The organism is Cyclobacterium xiamenense (genome assembly GCF_900109255.1).
GTDB lineage: Bacteria > Bacteroidota > Bacteroidia > Cytophagales > Cyclobacteriaceae > Cyclobacterium > Cyclobacterium xiamenense.
This window is the reverse complement of the sequence record NZ_FNZH01000002.1, coordinates 891,893-909,833: the sequence shown is the minus strand read 5'-3', so window position 1 is coordinate 909,833 and position 17,941 is coordinate 891,893. Positions and strand designations below refer to the sequence as shown.

12 protein-coding genes are annotated in these 17,941 nt (G+C 49.2%); 9 read left to right on the top strand and 3 right to left on the bottom strand.

What is annotated here, in order from left to right; translation table 11 throughout:
* Positions 1–9 precede the first annotated feature (9 nt).
* On the top strand, positions 10–4,617 hold the full coding sequence (locus BMW71_RS08590) for a translocation/assembly module TamB domain-containing protein (protein WP_092172152.1): 4,608 nt from the start codon (positions 10–12) through the stop codon (positions 4,615–4,617).
* A gap of 31 nt (positions 4,618–4,648) precedes the next feature.
* Positions 4,649–5,950, top strand: coding sequence for a cryptochrome/photolyase family protein (locus tag BMW71_RS08585; protein WP_092172149.1), 1,302 nt, complete (start codon positions 4,649–4,651; stop codon positions 5,948–5,950).
* A gap of 3 nt (positions 5,951–5,953) precedes the next feature.
* On the opposite strand, the gene BMW71_RS08580 is transcribed toward BMW71_RS08585, so the two are convergent.
* Entirely contained in the window at positions 5,954–6,622 is a 669-nt protein-coding gene (locus BMW71_RS08580; protein ID WP_092172146.1) for a YdcF family protein, read from the bottom strand.
* Between the two features lie 130 nt (positions 6,623–6,752).
* Between BMW71_RS08580 and BMW71_RS08575 the strand changes: the two genes are divergently transcribed.
* Positions 6,753–7,499, top strand: coding sequence for a hypothetical protein (locus tag BMW71_RS08575; RefSeq protein ID WP_092172143.1), 747 nt, complete (start codon positions 6,753–6,755; stop codon positions 7,497–7,499).
* A gap of 20 nt (positions 7,500–7,519) precedes the next feature.
* Here the strand turns inward: BMW71_RS08575 and BMW71_RS08570 are convergent, their stop codons facing one another.
* Positions 7,520–9,322: a glycoside hydrolase family 9 protein gene (locus BMW71_RS08570; protein ID WP_092172140.1), complete on the bottom strand. Its 1,803-nt coding sequence runs from the start codon at positions 9,320–9,322 to the stop codon at positions 7,520–7,522.
* A 188-nt stretch (positions 9,323–9,510) separates the two neighbouring features.
* Between BMW71_RS08570 and BMW71_RS08565 the strand changes: the two genes are divergently transcribed.
* The 6 genes from BMW71_RS08565 (at position 9,511) to BMW71_RS08540 (ending at position 16,737) form a co-directional block, all read left to right on the top strand.
* Positions 9,511–11,583, top strand: a complete 2,073-nt coding sequence (locus BMW71_RS08565; RefSeq protein ID WP_092172137.1) for a GAF domain-containing SpoIIE family protein phosphatase — start codon at positions 9,511–9,513, stop codon at positions 11,581–11,583.
* Between the two features lie 31 nt (positions 11,584–11,614).
* Positions 11,615–11,959 carry an STAS domain-containing protein gene (locus tag BMW71_RS08560; protein ID WP_092172134.1) on the top strand — a complete coding sequence of 115 codons (345 nt, stop codon included), beginning with the start codon at positions 11,615–11,617 and terminating at the stop codon, positions 11,957–11,959.
* The gene (locus BMW71_RS08555; protein ID WP_092172131.1) at positions 11,949–12,365 is read left to right on the top strand and encodes an ATP-binding protein; all 417 of its coding nucleotides are present in this window, start codon (positions 11,949–11,951) and stop codon (positions 12,363–12,365) included. The genes BMW71_RS08560 and BMW71_RS08555 overlap by 11 nt, the downstream gene beginning before the upstream one ends.
* A gap of 89 nt (positions 12,366–12,454) precedes the next feature.
* Positions 12,455–14,458 carry a peptidylprolyl isomerase gene (locus BMW71_RS08550; protein WP_092172128.1) on the top strand — a complete coding sequence of 668 codons (2,004 nt, stop codon included), beginning with the start codon at positions 12,455–12,457 and terminating at the stop codon, positions 14,456–14,458.
* The gene (locus BMW71_RS08545) at positions 14,421–15,317 is read left to right on the top strand and encodes a peptidyl-prolyl cis-trans isomerase (protein WP_317041134.1); all 897 of its coding nucleotides are present in this window, start codon (positions 14,421–14,423) and stop codon (positions 15,315–15,317) included. The genes BMW71_RS08550 and BMW71_RS08545 overlap by 38 nt, the downstream gene beginning before the upstream one ends.
* Positions 15,295–16,737, top strand: coding sequence for a peptidylprolyl isomerase (locus tag BMW71_RS08540; RefSeq protein ID WP_092172122.1), 1,443 nt, complete (start codon positions 15,295–15,297; stop codon positions 16,735–16,737). Before BMW71_RS08545 ends, BMW71_RS08540 begins: the two co-directional genes overlap by 23 nt.
* 408 nt (positions 16,738–17,145) lie before the next feature.
* Here BMW71_RS08540 and BMW71_RS08535 read toward each other — a convergent pair whose 3' ends face one another.
* Complete coding sequence (locus BMW71_RS08535) at positions 17,146–17,904, bottom strand: hypothetical protein (protein WP_092172119.1); 759 nt, start codon at positions 17,902–17,904, stop codon at positions 17,146–17,148.
* Positions 17,905–17,941 lie beyond the last annotated feature (37 nt).

The following is a 17,941-nucleotide window of genomic DNA, read 5'->3' as shown; positions in this document are numbered from 1 at the left end:
TAGCGTCTGTTGGAAAATAAACCGAAAGTTAAGGAAATTTTGCTGAAAGCCCTCAGGAGAGTCTCTCTTGTCCTGCGCTACCTGCTGTTCACGCTGCTCTTCCTGACACTGCTCCTTCAAATTCCGGGAATTCAAACCTATCTAGTCGGGATTGTCACCAACCGGGTTTCTGCAAATACAGGCTACCAGACCGATATTGGCCGGGTGAACATCCGCTGGTGGGATGCAGTCAGCCTCCGGAATGTACGAATTTACGACCTTCAGGACAGCCTAATGGCCGATCTGGATGAAGTATACATTGACTTTTCCGTACGGGGATTACTTGACAGCGAAGAGCCCGGCCTGGACGAAGTGAATCTACGAAATGGAAACGTCCGCCTATTGACCCATCCGGACGGAGAAGGACTGAACATTTCGGTGTTTCTTGAACGCCTTCGAGCTGCCTTTTTCTCAAAGCCCAGGGAGAAAACAAACCAAACGTCGACCTTTCACATTTCCTCCATTTCCTTTGATCAGACCTCGCTGGACATCATTGACTATACCCAGCCCGAAATAGACATCCCGTTTGATTATGCCAACCTGCTGTTTCGGGACCTGGTGGCCAAGGCCGAAGATTTCTACGTGCGCCGGGACACCCTGGGATTTGACCTACGCTACATGAAGGGGGTGGAAGCCAATTCCGGCATGGTATTTCAACAGCTGCGAACCGATTTCACCTATTCCAGCACCGGGATGGAGTTTAAATACCTCTTCCTGAAATCCAACGAGACGGTGATCAAAAATTACCTGCGCCTGGATTACGAAACGGTCGCCGATTTAAGGGACTTTAACCGAAAAGTGGATTTAATCGCCCAACTGGACGAAACGGTGCTGGACATTCGCGACTTGGGCTATTTTTCGGACAATATTCCGGCCATTGACGACCGGATTTACCTCAGTGGGGAGATTATCGGTAAAGTAAACTCCATCTTTTCGGAAGAACTCCTGCTGCGGTTTGGCGAACGAAGCGCACTTTTCGGCAAATTCAACATCGAAGGGCTGCCCCAGGTCGCAGAAACCTTCTTTAACCTCTCCCTGGCAAATTCCGTGTTGCTCCCGGAAGACCTGTATCCCTATATCAGCTCGGAAGCCCGGAGGGAACTGGATAAATTCGGAACAATCCGGTTTGATTCCGATTTTGACGGGTACCTGACCGACTTTGTGGCCAAAGGAGATTTTCGCACAGAAATCGGTCTGCTCAAAGGGCAACTCAACTACCGGGACGAAGCCGGTGTCCCTACCTATGAGGGGCAGTTGGAAGCCCGTGAAGTGGATTTGGGAGTATTGACCGAAGAACCCGAAAATTTTCAAAAAGTTAGTTTTAACGGAGACTTGAAAGGAACCGGACTTACCGTAAACACCGCACTTATCGAGTTGGATGCGCGCATCAGTAAAATCGGCATCAATAGCTACGAATACACCCAAATAGAAACCAAGGCTACCTACGGAAAAGACTTGTTTCAAGGGACCCTTCGTGTAAACGACCCCAACCTGGTGATGGAGGTGGACGGAACCCTGGATTTGCGTAACAACAAAGATTCCGCAAACCTGACCCTGCGATTGGATACGGCATTTCTCAGCCCGATCCAACTCACCGAAAAAGACATCTTTCTGAGCGGAAATTTCGAATTGGATACCAAAGGGATTCACTGGGACACCATCGAAGGCGTGACCCGATTCCGGGACGTACTGATCAGCTACGATGGCCGGGATCTCTTCCTGGATTACTTTTTATTCCAGTCCCTATTTACGGAGGACTCCCGGGTCATTTCCCTGAATTCGGATTTATTGGTGGCGGGAATCAGCGGGGATTTTAAGGTGCAGCAATTGGGCCAGGACCTGCAGCGTCTATGGGAAGACTATTATGCCATCCTGACGAACGACTACACTCCACCCCCTACGTCCCAGATGCAAACCGGAGAACCGTACCACATTGACCTGACGTTGGACCTGCGGGATCCAAACCCAATTCTCAACCTGATCGATCCGCGAATGTTTATTTCCAGCAATACGCAGGTGGAGGGCGCTTTTTATAAAACCGAGCGCAATACGGTATTTAATTTCTACACCGGGATCGATACCATCTATTACAACAGCAATTACTTTTTCAATACCGATATTGATCTCAATACCTCCAAATACAAAGACAGCGAGGAGGTCTTGGCCTCCTTTTACGTAATTTCCCAAGAGATCCAGTTAAACTCCGGATTTAATTTTCACAACCTTTCCATGGAAACCATCTGGGACCAGTCCCAGCTAAACCTTTCCTTTTACATGGACCAGTTGAACACGGAAAGCTATGCGGATATTTCTGCGGCGATCAATCTGTCAAGAAACCAGACCCAGATAACGTTTGCCCCCTCTGAAATAAAGCTATTGGAGGATTACTGGCAATTCGAACCGGGAAATAGCATCACCATTGGCAGTGGCGAAACACAATTTGAAAATCTCAAAATCTTTCACGAAAACCAATACCTCTCCGGAGAGGGGAAAATTAATACGGATCCGGGTGATCAATTGGAAATCGCCATTCATGAACTGAATTTGGATTTTCTAAACTCTTTTGGGATGCGTGAATACGCAGGCACCGCCAACGGTGCGATCAGCCTGGCAGAAGGCTGGAATAAGGAAGGCATGCAGGGTAATCTCTCCATTGAAGGCATCCGGATAAACGATTTTCTGGTAGGGGAGATCGAAGCGACCGCCTATTTTGCTAACAATGCCATCAACCTTTCCCTCCAAAATTACCGGGAGGGAAAAAAGGTGATCGAACTAACCGGAAACCTGGCATCTAAAGCGAAAGACATGGGGCTGAACGCGCGTTTTGAAGAAGCCAATTTGTCGGTGGTCGAGCCCTTTATTTCCGACTTTCTCAGCCAGATCGATGGCAACCTGAGTGGCAACCTACGGATAGGGGGCAGCCTGACACGGCCCAGCGTCGAAGGTCTGGGAAAACTGGAAGGAGCAACTTTTCGGTTCAATTACCTCAACACCACCTACAAGGTCGATGGAAATGTGATCTTTGAGCCAAACGACATCAGCTTCCGGGGACTGGAGCTCCGGGATGTAAACAACAATACAGCCCGCCTTCGGGGGGGCATTACCCACGATAATTTCGACAATTTCATCCTGGACCTAAACGCCGCCTTTACCAATTTTCAGGTCATGAATACGAGCGCGGCTGACAACGACTTGTTTTTTGGAATGGCCTATGCCTCAGGTGACATCAATGTGTTTGGGGCCGCCAATAACCTGGACCTAACCGCCAACGCCACCTCCCAACCCAATACCCGGGTTTACATCCCCATCGGAGGCTCCAACGGGCAAACCCAGGAGGATTTTATCAACATCATCAATGTACGGGACACCACACGGGAGGTGAGCTTTGAAGAAAGCGTGGACAAACTAACGCTCAACAACCTGCGCATGAACCTGAATCTGGATCTCACTCCCGATGCCTATGTAGAGATTCAAATTGACCCAAAAACGGAGGAAAATATCCAGGGCAGGGGTAGGGGCGTCCTGAACCTGAACATCGATACGCAAGGGAACTTTACCATGGCCGGCAACTTTGAAATAGTGGATGCGGTGTATAATTTTTCTCTCTACAACGTGATCAACAAAAAATTCCTGATAGAACCCGGAGGCGTGATCAACTGGTACGGCGATCCCTACGAGGGGGTGATGGATATTTCGGCCCTTTACGAAGAAAATGTATCGCTGGCCTCCCTGCAGACCAATACCAGCCAAAACCAGTTTGAAAGCAATCAGTTGAAACGCCGCTTTCCGGTGCAGGTAATCATGGATCTGGATGGCCCCTTGCTTTCTCCGGATATCGGTTTTGATTTTGACTTTTCCGAATTTCCCGAAGATAGCGAATTGCAAACGACCATTTCGGCATTCCGAAACCGGATCGCAAACGACGAGCAAGAAAAAAACCGGCAGGTATTTTCCCTGATCATGTTGCGGCGCTTTTCTCCGGAAGGACAATTCAGCGGGGCGGGTATCGGCTTTTCCAACCTGAGTCAATTGATTTCTTCCCAGCTAAACAACCTGATCGCTCAGGTGGATGAAAACCTGGAGATCGATTTTGATCTGGTAGGCCTGGACGAAACCGCACTCGAAACGTTTCAGCTGCGGGTGGCCTATACATTCTTCGACGGGCGCCTCCGGGTGACGCGGGATGGTGGCTTTACCGACCTGCAGGGAAATGCCGATTTTAATACCATCGCAGGAGACTGGCAGGCAGAATACCTGCTCACCGAAGACGGACGGTATCGGGTACGGGTCTACAACCGCAACAACTTCAATACCTTCACTGCGCTCAACATCAACAACCGGGCCCCCAACACCTACGGGGTCTCGGTCTCCCAAAACCTGCTGTTTAGCTCATTAAAAGAGCTTTTCCAGAATTTCAGCAGAAGCAGAGATCTGCCGATCAGCGATTCAGACGAATACCTTCGGGGCGATTTTACCATTGATCTGGACGAGGTAGCTCCCGAATTGTTCCGCCCTGATCCAGCGTTGGATCCATCCGGTATCCGCATCCTGGATACGAATCTGCCCGAAAGCCCCTAAACATTTTTACACCGACCTGACTTATAGTTTCATGGACAAACTCACGCTGTTTTGGTTTCGAAGAGACCTTAGACTGGAAGATAATCTGGGATTGTATTATGCCCATCAACAAGAAAAACAGGTGCTTCCCCTGTTTATTTTTGACGCGGAAATACTGGACCGATTGGAAGACAAGACGGACGCCCGTGTCACATTCATTCACGAGCAGCTTTCCCGATTGCGGGAGGAACTGGCTGCCTACCACAGTTCCCTGCTTGTCCGTCACGGAAAGCCCCTGGAGGTATTCCAGTCGCTGACACAGGAATACCCCATCCAAAACGTATATACCAATAGGGACTACGAACCCTATGCCAAAAAGAGAGACGCGGAAGTAGCTGACTATTTGCAGCAGCAGGGCATTGATTTCTACGATTTCAAAGACCAGGTAATTTTTGAAACGGACGAAATCACCACGGACAAAGGTGATTTTTACAAGGTCTTTACTCCCTACAGCAAACGCTGGTTGCAAAAATTCGAGAAGACTCAAATTACCCCCGTAAAGCTGGATGGTAGGAAACAGGCGTTTTTCCAAACCAAACCACTGCCCCTGCCGAGTTTGCGTGCGATCGGTTTTGAAGCGTCGAAAATCAAGCTACCCTCGCCTGAAGTAGATGATACACGCATTCGGAACTACGACCAGACCCGGAATTTTCCGGCGAAAGCGGGTACCAGCCGCTTGGGCATTCACCTGCGGTTCGGCACCATCAGCATACGTAAACTGGCATTGGAAGCGGCTTCATTGAACGAGACCTTTCTGAACGAATTGATTTGGCGGGAATTTTACATGATGATCCTGTACCACAACCCCCAGGTGGTGGATAAAGCGTTTAAACCAGCCTACGACCGCATACCCTGGAGAAATGACGAGAAAGAGTTTTCCTACTGGTGCGAGGGAAAAACGGGTTATCCCCTGGTAGATGCGGGCATGCGGGAACTGAATACCACAGGCTACATGCACAACCGGGTACGCATGGTTACGGCCAGTTTTCTGACCAAGCACCTGCTGGTCGACTGGCGCTGGGGTGAAGCCTATTTTGCGAAGAAATTGCTGGACTACGAGTTGTCCTCCAACAATGGCGGTTGGCAATGGGCGGCGGGTACCGGCACGGATGCCCAACCGTATTTCCGGATATTCAACCCGGCTTCCCAATTGGAAAAATTCGATAAGGACCTGCGCTATGTCAAAACCTGGGTACCGGAATACGGAACCGATCAATATCCAGAACCCATCGTGGACCACAAAATGGCCCGGGAACGGGCACTGGCTGTGTTTAAAGAAGCATTGGATCAATAAGCCTCAGCGGATCAGGTGCTGATCAAATCCCAGGGCTACCAGGCGCTCAAAGGCCGCCCATACCGGACCCGGAATATCCTGGTGGATCTGGAATCCCATTTTCGGATATTCCCGAATGCGCTGCAAGTCGCCCACCATGGATTGGATGATTACCTCCAAAGAAATGGATTCGTTGGGGTACTGCTCGAAGGCAATTTGCGGACTGGTCACTCGTACGGATTTATCTGGCCAGTTTTTTTTAAAGGTCGCATAGGCCCGTCGTTCCATGTACGGTTTTTGCACGATAATAAAGGAGTGTGGATTCAACCCTCTGCTTTTGAGCAATTCCCGTGTAAACCGCATATTTTCGCCCGAATTGGTCGACCGGCTCTCGAGGAGCATGGCTTCTTCCGGAACCCCCATCTCTCGGGCAATCCGGCCGAATAGGACGGCTTCTGGTTCTTCCCAAAGCCCCGCAGTAAAGTTACCGAGCCCTCCTGAAAAAATCAGCAAAGGCGCCTTCCCGTCCAACCAAAGCGCTGCACCCCGTTCCGCGACGCGGGGATCGTGGCTCCCCAGCACCAAAATCGCATGGCTGTTTTCCAAGCTATGGCCAAGTAGGTGGTAATCCCAAACCAGCCTGGCCAATTCCCTGACTTCCTCCGTTACGGGAGGTTGCTTTCCTGTAATCATACGTAGTGAGAAAATATTCTTGCCCTGCTTCCCGGTTTTCGCAGCGCTAACCCTGCACGAAAGCGATACATGCTCAATATACCGGCGGGAATGGTTAAATTCAACCTTCCAGAAAGAAATTATCCAGAAAATGGCGAACGAAGCTCCGAAGAAGGGCGTATCCCTTGCAAACCAGCAGCCCTTGATTGATCTCTTTGACCGGTATGTACCGGTGCTAAGCATTGCCGAAAAGACCCGTCCCTTTCCAGCCACAAGCTACCTGGAAGAAATGGCCAGTCGGAATTTTCAATCTGTTCTGGTCCAAACACCCGAGGGGCTTCGGAAATTTGACAGTGGAGATCCCGCTCCGAGGCCCCTCGCAGCTGCAGACCTGCTTCAGGGCCCTACGCCCTTGATCCAGGCCTTCGAAAAACTGTTGCACCAGAGGCGTTTTTTCATCGAGACGGAGGGAGGTATATCCCATATCGTCACCCAAAGCGATTTAGACAAAATCCCCATGCGGCTGGTAGTAATCGGCTACATCAGCGTCTGGGAAACCTTTCTCAGAGATCGGGTAAAATCCCAGGTGCCGGCATGGCAAAACAGCCTGTCCTCGGAGCGGCTGGCTTCCGCGGAAGCATTGTATCAACTCAAAAAAAACCGCAACGAAGAGATTGACCTGATTCAGTGCCTGCAACTGGCGGATTTGGGCAGTATTTTTTCAAAAAACAAACGCTACAAACAACTGATGCTCGGGGCCAGCCGGGAGCAATACGATGCCATGGTTCGAAATATTGGCAAGCTCCGGGATGCCCTGGCCCACTCACAATCCAGGCTGCCCTTTTCCTGGCAGGAAATCCACGAGCAGCTTTCCTTTATGCGAAAAGCCATGCTGTAAGTCGGCGTTTCCTTGCCCGATTATTTGACGGGTATCCCAAAATGCGCCATCATTAAAATGGCTCCGGCGGTTCCATCCATGGTGGGTTCATTGGTGCTGTAGTCGCCTACATCGTCCTGATAGACCACATGGCGGTTTTGCAGATGGGCAAATTCATCCGGATCGTTTAATGTAAGGCCCAAAAGGCTATCGTGAATACTCCGGTAAATCGGACCGTCCACCAGCCCTCCCGGAACTTCCAGGCCAAGCATCACGTACACGCTGGTATGTACATCCTCCGGATATTCCCCTGCCGCGGGCATCCCGGTAAACATGGAGGTGCCCCATGGATTTCTTCCAAACAGCCAATCCCGCTGCGCTGCGAGGAAGGGGCGGAATTGGTCGTCTCCACTCATTTTTTCGTAAAGAATTACCTGGGCCACCAAGCTGTTCAGTAGGTTATTTGAACACCAAATGAACGGCACACCGATGTGAAACGGATTTTGAGCAGCACGCTTCAGGGTATAGGCAATGCCCTCCTGGTAATAGCCTTCCAACGTTTCTTTAAAATCTTCGTCTACGTGGCGGTGGAGTGCGTAGTGTCCCATGTTGATAAACGGGTACAACTGATAATGTGCCGCCGTATCGCGAACCGTCCAGGCATCCTGATTACTGCTTTGCAGTGCATAGGCTTTGGCCTGATCCAGATAGGCTGGTTCTTTGGTTAGCGCATAAACTTCGGCTGCCGCCCATTCCATATCGTCCGCCCAGGTTTCTTCGTTGTACCGGTACGGTGCTCCATAGGAATTGCCCTGCTGGTATCCTTCCTGGTTTCTTCCGAGTGCATACAGGGAAAGGGCTGCTTTCCTGCATTTGGCGGCATAGCTACTGTCCTGTAAGTGCTCTTCCCAGATTCGCGCTGCCAGGGCCATAGCGGCTGCGCTTCGCCCGGCCAGATTAGCCAACCCGGTGGCTTCACTTTTGTACGTACCCAGTCCCTGGGGTGTTCCGGTAGCCGCATAAGCCGCGCGATAGCTATTGGCTCCCCAGCCGTAGTCCGAATTATCCTGATTGGGGATTTTAAACCCCCGGTGGTCGCGGTCGTCTGCTACCTGATGAAACAAGACCTCGGGTGCAGGGTGCATTTTGTGGATCCAATCCAGACCCCATTTGGCTTCGTCCAGTACGTCCGGGATGCCGTTGCTACCGGGTTGGCCCAACGCATTGTAGGCGTCTGCAAACCGATCCGGGTACAGTTCGAAGGCCATCAGCAGATGAGCCGTGGCATAACTTCCAGTAATCAGGTATTTGAGCTGATCCCCGGCATCGTGCCAGCCACCGCTCAGATCGAGGTAGGTACTGTCCGGCATGGACCCATAAAAACTCCGGCCGTCCTTTTCGTGACACACCATGTCCAGGGTGGGGTTGTAGCCGCAACGTTGTTGCCGCATAAACTCCAGCAAGGTTTCGTGCTTCCCGGCATACGCCTGCGGTCCGACGGGAAACGCGATGGTTTTGATTCCGGAGGTTTTGGTTTGCAGGTAGTAGCTTCCGGGCTTGGCCACTGAAGAAAAATCAAAGCTGTAATAGTAATCAAAACTGCCCCATGTGGCCGTTTTCACGCGAAGGGGCTTGCCTTCCAGTACCAGGCTGGAATCTTCGGCATGCCGTAGCTGCAGCTTTTCGCGGAACGGCTGTTTGCTAAAAACCAGGGCCTCCTTCACATCTGACGCCAGGTATCCAAGTTGGTTTATCCGTAGGTGCACGGAGTTTTGCGCATTGCCAGGCCTTCCCCATGCGAGGAACAAACCGAGTAGCAACCAAATTTGTATTCCAGGTAACATTTTCACTGATTGATCTATCATGACTCGAATGTAGAAATTTTGCCCTGAATTTCAGCTTAACGGCTGATTTACGGGCTCAAAAAAAAAAGTAGCCGCTGCAGGGCTGATTTTAAATCTTACTCCCCCGATACTTTTTTGAAGGGATCAATGAATTTTGATATTCTATTTTTATTATTGTAGGATTTTCTATGGTAAAACTACCCAACATACAACGGGGAAAAATTTATATCATGCTGGCCATCCTGTCATGGCTGGCCTTGCTATTTGTAGATCTGGTCCGGCTTTTTGGTGAAATCAACCAAATGGAAGGGGATATTTCCCAGGAAATAACCTGGATCCTGGAAATTATTTTCTTTATCATCCTCTACATCTATTTCAATGACTCCATCAATAAAAAGGAGCATAGCAATTTTCTGAACCTGATCTGGCGGGCGGCCTCTACCGGATTGATTGCCACTGCTGTTTCGTTTCTGATCATTTACTTCTACTACCTGCTTGCCGGAAGCCGTCTTTCCGAAGATCCTTTGCTGCGAAATTTCTTTTACCACGTTAATTTTGCGCTGACCACGGTTTTTCTCATTTCCACTTCCCTGCTTTGGAAACACCTGATCCTGTACCAGAAAAGCAAAGCCGTGGTGCAACAATGGCAGGCGTACGAAGTAATTTTGCTGATTAGCATGTTTTTCGTGCTAATCAATCAGGAGAGTTTCAACTACGGATTCATGTTTGGTTTGATTTTCCTGATCATTTATGGGGTTATTCTTTCCGTTAACCTAAAATGGATTCCTTACCTTACCTTCCGCGAAAAATGGAAGTCCATTCTCTTCCTGGTCATCATCATCGCCTGTACCACCTACCTGCTGGTACAGATGGTATCCTATAACCAGAAAAACATCCATTTTATCAACCTCAGCGAAAACCTTTTCTTATTGGGAATATTTGCTTTTGTCCTGATCTATGCCGTTTTCAGCTTTCTGGTTACGCTATTTAACCTTCCGACCTCCTCCGTATTTGAGCAAAAGCTTACGGAGGCCATTAGTTTTCAGCGATTGAGCCAATCCATACAGCCTGGTGAAAACGAGGAACAGGTATTGGATATTCTGATGGACAGCAGCATGAGTGCGGCCTACGTGGATGCCGCCTGGCTGGAAATGCACGGACAGGATGCGGAAGGGCTGCCAGCGCGGGTACTGCATCAGAAGTTTATCAGCAACGGCGAGCGGCAGGAACTCCTGGACTTGCTGAAAAATACGGAGCCTTTTTCCGGCTACCTGAAGGGGCAGACGGATGCTAAAATCGAGTACATCAATGGGAAGATTCCGCATGAAACGTATCAATCGGTGTTGTTAATCCCCATACGGGCCAATAAAAAAGTCCTTGGAGACCTGTTTTTGCTAAAGGAAGTGAAGGACGGTTTCAATAAAGAAATGATCAATATCATTTCCACGTTTGTGGGGCAAACCTCCATCTCCATCGAAAATTACCGCCTGCTCAACGAGGCAATCAAAAACGAACGCTACCGGGAAGAACTGGAAATTGCTCAGCGGGTGCAGCGAAGCTTGCTCCCTTCGGAACTGCACCACAATGCCTGCTTTGAAATAGACGGGTTTTCGGCAGCAGCGGACGAGGTAGGTGGCGACTATTACGAAACCTATCGCTTTGATCCGGATAATTTCGCCTTGATTATTGGGGATGTATCTGGAAAAGGAACTTCGGCAGCCTTCAACATGTCTCAAATGAAAGGGGTGTTTCACAGCCTGGTGCAACTCAACTTACGTCCGAAGGATTTTCTCACCAAAGCGAATAACGCATTGAGCCGCTGCCTGGAAAAAAACAATTTCATCACCACTACGTATTACACGGTCAACACCAGGGAAAAAGAAATTCATTTTGCCCGTGCGGGACATTGTCCTACCCTGTTTTATTCAAAAAAAGCGGGAAAATCCCACTTTCTCGATATCAAAGGGATGGGGTTAGGAATTGTCCGAAATGCGAGTTTTGATCAATACCTGGAAGAGGGAAAACTATCCTACCATCCCGGAGACGTAATGGTGCTATACACCGACGGGATTGTAGAAGCCAAAAATGAAAAAGGGCAGGAATTCGGCTACGACAATTTGCGCTGTCTACTGGACCGCTTTCACGCCCTTTCGGCACGGGAAATTCGTATGGAGATTATTACAGCAGTCTATTCCTTTGTGGGAAAAGACATCCTTCCAGACGACGATTATTCATTGTTGGCAATCAAATTTAAGGCATAAACTTAATCCATTGTAAAGCGTATAACGAGGTATGTTATCAATCAACAAGGCGGCGGATCGTGATCATCTGATCATAGAATTAAACGGGGAGGTAGATGCCAGCAATTCGGTGGAGCTGGACGAAGTAATCCAGCAGGCCCTTTCCGAAGACAGCAATAAAATTCTGGTAGATGGCAGAAAATTGGAATACATCTCCTCCGCAGGTCTGGGCGTGTTCATGTCCTATTTGGAAGATTTTCAGGAAAAAAACGTATCCTTCGTTATTTTCGGATTGAACGAAAAAGTACTGAATGTATTCCATATTTTGGGTTTGGACCAACTCATTCGCATCCGGCAAACACAGGAGGAAGCCGAACAAGCACTGTATGAGGCATGAACTAAAGCTATATTGCGAAAAAAGTCGGCTGGCCGAACTTCGTTCCTTTATTTCAGAGGTACTGGTACCGGCCCAACTTAACGCCATTAGCCAGAATCAGTTGATTTTAGCAGTGGAAGAGGTCTGCGCAAACCTTATTATCCATTCGCATCAGTGCAATCCACAGCGTTACATCCTACTGACGATCCATCTACTGACGGACCGGGTTATTTTTGAAATTAAGGATTCAGGAAAGGCCTTCAACATCATCGAATACAAATCGCCGGAAATTAACGCAGTGGTGAAGGAAAAGCGAAAAGGAGGGCTGGGCCTGTTGCTTGTTCGGAAAATCATGGATAAAATCGAATTTGAAACGGACGCTTCGTTCAATACCTGCCGACTAATCAAAAAGCTGAAATCCAAATAAATGTTAAATCCCAGCACATATCCCTGGGAACCTCCCGAATTGTGGGGTAAAATTCGTAACATTGCAGCTTAGAAAGTACCGGTTATTCTATGAATGTAACGCATGCATGTTTCCTTTTTTGGGGAATGTTTTCTGCCAATGCGGTCCAGATTCCTGATACATACAGTGAGAATCAGCAGTCATCGGACTACCTGATAAAAATTGATGCGAGGACCTCTGACCGGGAGGAGTTCCTATACATTTTGAAAAAAAGCCGCCAACTACAGGAGCAACGCCTCAGCCGGGCGGAATTTGAAGAAAACCTGGAACTTTTCATCGACTATAAATTAAAAGTCGTGCACGCGCTGGATCTCGGGCTGGATACCACTTCCGAGTTTCAAACCGAATTTCGCTCTTTCAAGGAACAGTTAGTCAAACCCTATTTACTGGAAAACGACCTGCAGGAAGGAGAAGTACGAAAGGTGTACGATCGCATGCATGAAATTGTAAAAGCCAGCCACATTCTCCTTCAATTCCCCCCAAATGCAAGTGCGGAGGATTCAATCGCCGTAATTCGCATGGCCGAGAAGATCAAACAGGCCGCCGAAAGCGGAGAAGACTTTGCCCAACTGGCCTTGGAGTATTCAGAGGACCCCTCTGTTGAAAGCAATCAGGGTAATCTCGGGTATTTTACAGCGCTACAAATGGTCCTTCCGTTTGAGGAGGCCGCCTTTGCGCTTTCTGTTGGGGAGATTTCAGCGCCGGTACTTTCGGACTTTGGCTACCACATTATCCGCCTGGATGAGCGCAGACCCAATCCCGGCCAAGTGCAGGTTTCTCACCTGTTGGTCCGAAGCGAGTCGGATAATCCAGAGAGCGAGTCCCTGAGCCGACGGAAAATCGCTGAGCTGTACCAGAAAGTTCAGGAAAATCCGGATGCCTGGCCCGAACTTATCCGCAACTTCTCAGAGGATACCGGCAGCAAATCAAATAAGGGCCTGGTACCCTGGTTTGGCGTAGGTTCACTGGTGCCGGAGTTTGAGCAAGCTGCCTTTTCCCTGGAAAAAAAAGGCGACTTTTCTCCGCCAATAAAAACCGAATACGGGTACCATATCCTGCGCCTGGAAGACCGCAGGGGGGTGCCTCCCTTCGAAGAGATGCTGCCCACGATAAAATCACGAATCCTGCGGGACAGCCGTTCCGAGATGATTCAGAGCCAGGTGATCGCCCAGCAAAAATCCCGATTAAGAATGCGGGAAAATGAATCCCTGCTTCGAAAACTATCCGATGCATTTGGTGAAGGTCAAGGGAAGATCCTGGGAGAGCTGGTTAGCTCACTGGATTCCACCGATTGGACGCAGACCTGGCTGATCGAGTCCGTGCAAGGGCAGGTCCCTGCCGAAGCATTTACGGGATTTTTGGCGTCGCACTTCTCGGCAGAAGAAACCGTGGGAACCGATTCCTTTAACAACTGGTACCGCGCCTTTCTGGAAAACCAACTGGCTACCTGGGAAGAGGCCTACGTGTATGTGACCAATCCCGAATACCGGCAACTTCTCAACGAGTACAAGAACGGGATGCTACTATTTGAATTAATGAACGAAGCGGTATGGGAAAAAGCCCTTAACGATAGTAGCGGACAACGAGCCTATTTTCAACAAAACCGGGAAAACTACCAATGGGAGGAGCGAATTCCGGCGCTGATTTTAACAGCCGATGCGCGTGAGGACCTATCGCCTGTCAAAAGCTGGCTATCGGGCCAAACCTATCGCGATGGCTTGGAAGAAGAGGTAAAGAACCGGTTTCTTCGGGAAGATCCATTGAAGTTCAGTCACGAGCAGGGCCTGTTTGAGCGGTCAAAAAAAGACCTGCTCCAAAAGTTATCCCCGGAACAGTCGTTCCATACGATCACCGAGGAAGGTCGAACGGTGCTGGTTGTTACCGGAGAAAGAATTCCAGCCAAACCGAAAGAATTCAACGAAACTCGGGGAAGACTCATTCAGGATTACCAGCAATTCCTGGAAAAAAAGCTACTTGCTTCGTTAAAAGAAACGTACACCATCCAAATCAATGAGGATGAAAAAGAAAAATTATTCCGGTCACTGGCGCAGTAAGGCACTGTTGGGGCTAATTAGCCTGCTTCTGCTTTCTTCCTGTGACTTTTTCCGCATCAAAACCGAGGAGGAAGACCCGGAAAACCCCGTTGTGGCCAGTGTGGGAACGGCCAATCTGTACCTGGAAGACATCGACCATATCAGCAAGGAAATGGCTTCGGACCTGGACTCGGCAGAATTGGTAAACCGATACGTACAGAGTTGGGTGAAAAAACAGCTGATCATACGGGAAGCGCGTAAAAACCTTTCCTTCAATGAAGCAGAAATTAACCGCAAGTTGTTGGACTACCGCTATGCGCTTATTGCCTACGAATACGAAAAGAATGTAGTAGAAGCGGGATTGGACCGGGTCGTCCGTCCAGAGGAGATCGAAACCTATTACCAGGCCAACAAACAAAATTTTGCCTTAAAGGAAATCATCGTACGTACAAACTTTATCAAGCTGGAGAAATCCCTGCCGCAAAAAAGACAGCTGGAACGGCTGCTCAACAGCAATCAGGAGGGCCAAAAAGAAGAACTAAAGGACTTTGCTATTCGTTATGCAAACAATTACTTCATGGAGGATTCCACGTGGATCAGCTTTGACGACATCATTATCAATACTCCCCTTACCCAAAATAGCAATCAGGTCCAGCTCCTTCAAAACGAACAATTGATCCATGTAGACGACGATACGTACTCCTACTACTTCAAGATTCTGGAATACCGTCTGCAGGATCAGGTCCCACCCCTCGAATTTGTCAAAGACGAAATCTCCAAGATCATCGTTAATAAACGGAGGGTGGAACTGGCCGACAAACTTAAAAGAGATATTTACAACCATGCACTTGAAAATAATGAATTTACTATCTATGAATAACGGGTCCAAAAAATTACCCCTACTGTTGCTTGCCGGACTTGTATTCAGCCAGATCAGTTGGGCACAGGATACCGGAGATACCCTGGCAAGCAGCGAAAAACCAGCCGTGGAAGAAGAAAAACCCAGCGGACAGGTGTTGGATAAAATCATAGCCAAGGTGGATAACTACATCATTTTGGAGTCAGACCTACAGAAAGCCTACCTGGAAGCGATCTCCCAATCCCAACAGGGCATGGAAGCTCCCTCCCGGTGCCAGATTTTTGAATCCCTACTAATCAACAAGCTCATGATGGCCAAATCGGAAATTGACTCGGTCGTCGTGTCCGAGGCGGAAGTGATCATTCAAACGGATCAACGGTTTACCATGGTGCTGCAGCAATTTGGCGGAGATGAAGAAACCCTTATCGAAGCCTACGGGAAAACCGGGGACCAATTAAAAAGCGAGATTCAGGATGCCGTCAAGGAACAGTTGGTAGTAGGCAAAATGCGGGGCGTCATTACGGAAGGCCTGGAAGTATCGCCCAACGATGTACGTACCTTCTTTGGGTCCATTCCCAGCGATTCCCTACCCTTCTTCTCCGCCGAAGTTTCGGTAGGACAGATCGTCAAGAAACCGGAGGTTAGCCAGTCAGAAAAAGACAAGGTAGTCGAGCAATTGCTTTCCATCAAAAAACGAATATTGGACGGCGATGCCGATTTTGCCAGCATGGCTACTCAATATTCCGAAGATCCCGCCTCTGCCGCACAAGGGGGGGACCTGGGATTTTTTAAGCGCGGGGAACTCGCTCCGGAATACGAAGCGACGGCCTACGCCCTCAAACCCGGTGAAATTAGCGACCCCGTGGAAACCATGTTTGGCTTTCATATGATACAGCTCCTGGAACGAAGGGGAAACACCTTCAACACCCGGCATATCCTGCGGATCCCCACGCCTTCGGAAAGTGATATCGAAAAGGCCGAACGCTTTCTGGACAGCCTCCGTCAGCAAATCGTGGATGAAAAAATATCGTTTGCGAAAGCAGCCAAGGAAAACTCAGACGATAGGGAAACCTCGGATAACGGCGGTTTCTTTACCGATCCGGGCACTGGATCCAACCGCCTGACGCTGCGAACCCTGGAGGATCCGGTACTGTATTTTACCTTGGATAGCATGGAGGTCGGCACCATTACCCAACCCATTCGTTACGATGACGTAGACCAACGTACCAGGAGATCTGAGCCGGGGGTACGGCTACTGTATTACAAGGAGCGATTCCCAGCCCACCGGGCCAATCTTTCCGACGATTACGAAAAGTTAAAGGCTGCTGCCAAACGGAAAAAAGAAGAAGACATCCTATCCAAATGGTTTGTATTGGCCAAGGAAGAAGTCTTTATCGATATTGATCCGCAATACGATCGCTGTGAAGCGCTAAAAGATTAGCACTGGCCTTCAGCGTTGATGGAGGTACCTTGGAGCAATGCTACACCAAAAGCCCAGGGAATCCTATACGAAAGCTTGTCCACCTTCTTCGGTACGAAAAGGACTGCGTGACTTGGCGTATGATAGAAAATGGGCACCTGCTCAGCAACTCGTCCGAGAGCTGAAAAGGCAACCCCAACCAGCACCAACAGCTCGTATCATTCCCGTAACCTACGTCCAAGGCATGCCCAATACGGAAACAACCAAAGGTGCAGGCATTGAAATTCCTTAAAAACACGCCTTTCTACCATGTAAACGTGGACTTGGATTGATTTCGGGTAGCCCTATTTTCGGCGAAATTGGGCTACAAACTCTCCTAAAAAAACGGCGCAAACAACTCCCCAGATTAAAATTTTCGCAGCCCGCCTCCTACCGGGAAGCAAGTGCCAGTTGCTGCTTTAAAAAATGGCTAAAATCCCGAATCCGATCCGAATCGTGGTACTTTAAGGCCGTGACGGCAAACTGATAGGCAGCCAGGGGATTGTCTTCGTTGAAATACCGAATTGCCTGATTGAAGTACTGCAGCCCGAGGAGGTTTTGCAAGGTGATTTTTTGGTAAATGGGCGGAGTGGCGGGCGAACCTTCATTTTTCGTTTCTTCCCACAGCACCTTCGCCCCTAATTCTTCCAGGTAGCCGCTCAGGTATGCCTGCTGCCGCTCCGAATCGGCGATGTATCCCCCGCGAGGATCGGTCACTTCCAACAGGAGCTGTTTGTTCCCCATCGCTACCTGTAAAAACACATGGTAAGAGGTTTCAATCGCTTCGAAACGAAACCCGAAATGATCCAGGATTGCTGCCAAAATAAGGGAACCGCTCACACAGTCGTAGGCACCTTCGGTCAACGCATCCCGATCCAGGGTATACTGCTTGTACGAATGAAAAAGGTGTTGATGGGACCGGTAAAAGATGGAACGTACCATCCGCTCCGAATGACCGAACCGCTCAAAATCCTTTTCCAATTTCTCGTATAAGGACATAAAGGGGACACTTTCGGCCAGCCAGGCTTGAACGAGCGGATGTTTTTTGGGGGATGATTCGCGGTAGGTTGGTGCAAGATCTTCTACCCTCCCGGCGGCCAATAGCCCCGGGATGCAAAACAGCACTAACCAAAGAAAAACCCCACGCATGTCCCCAAATTAATTAAATGTTACCATAAGTTAACAA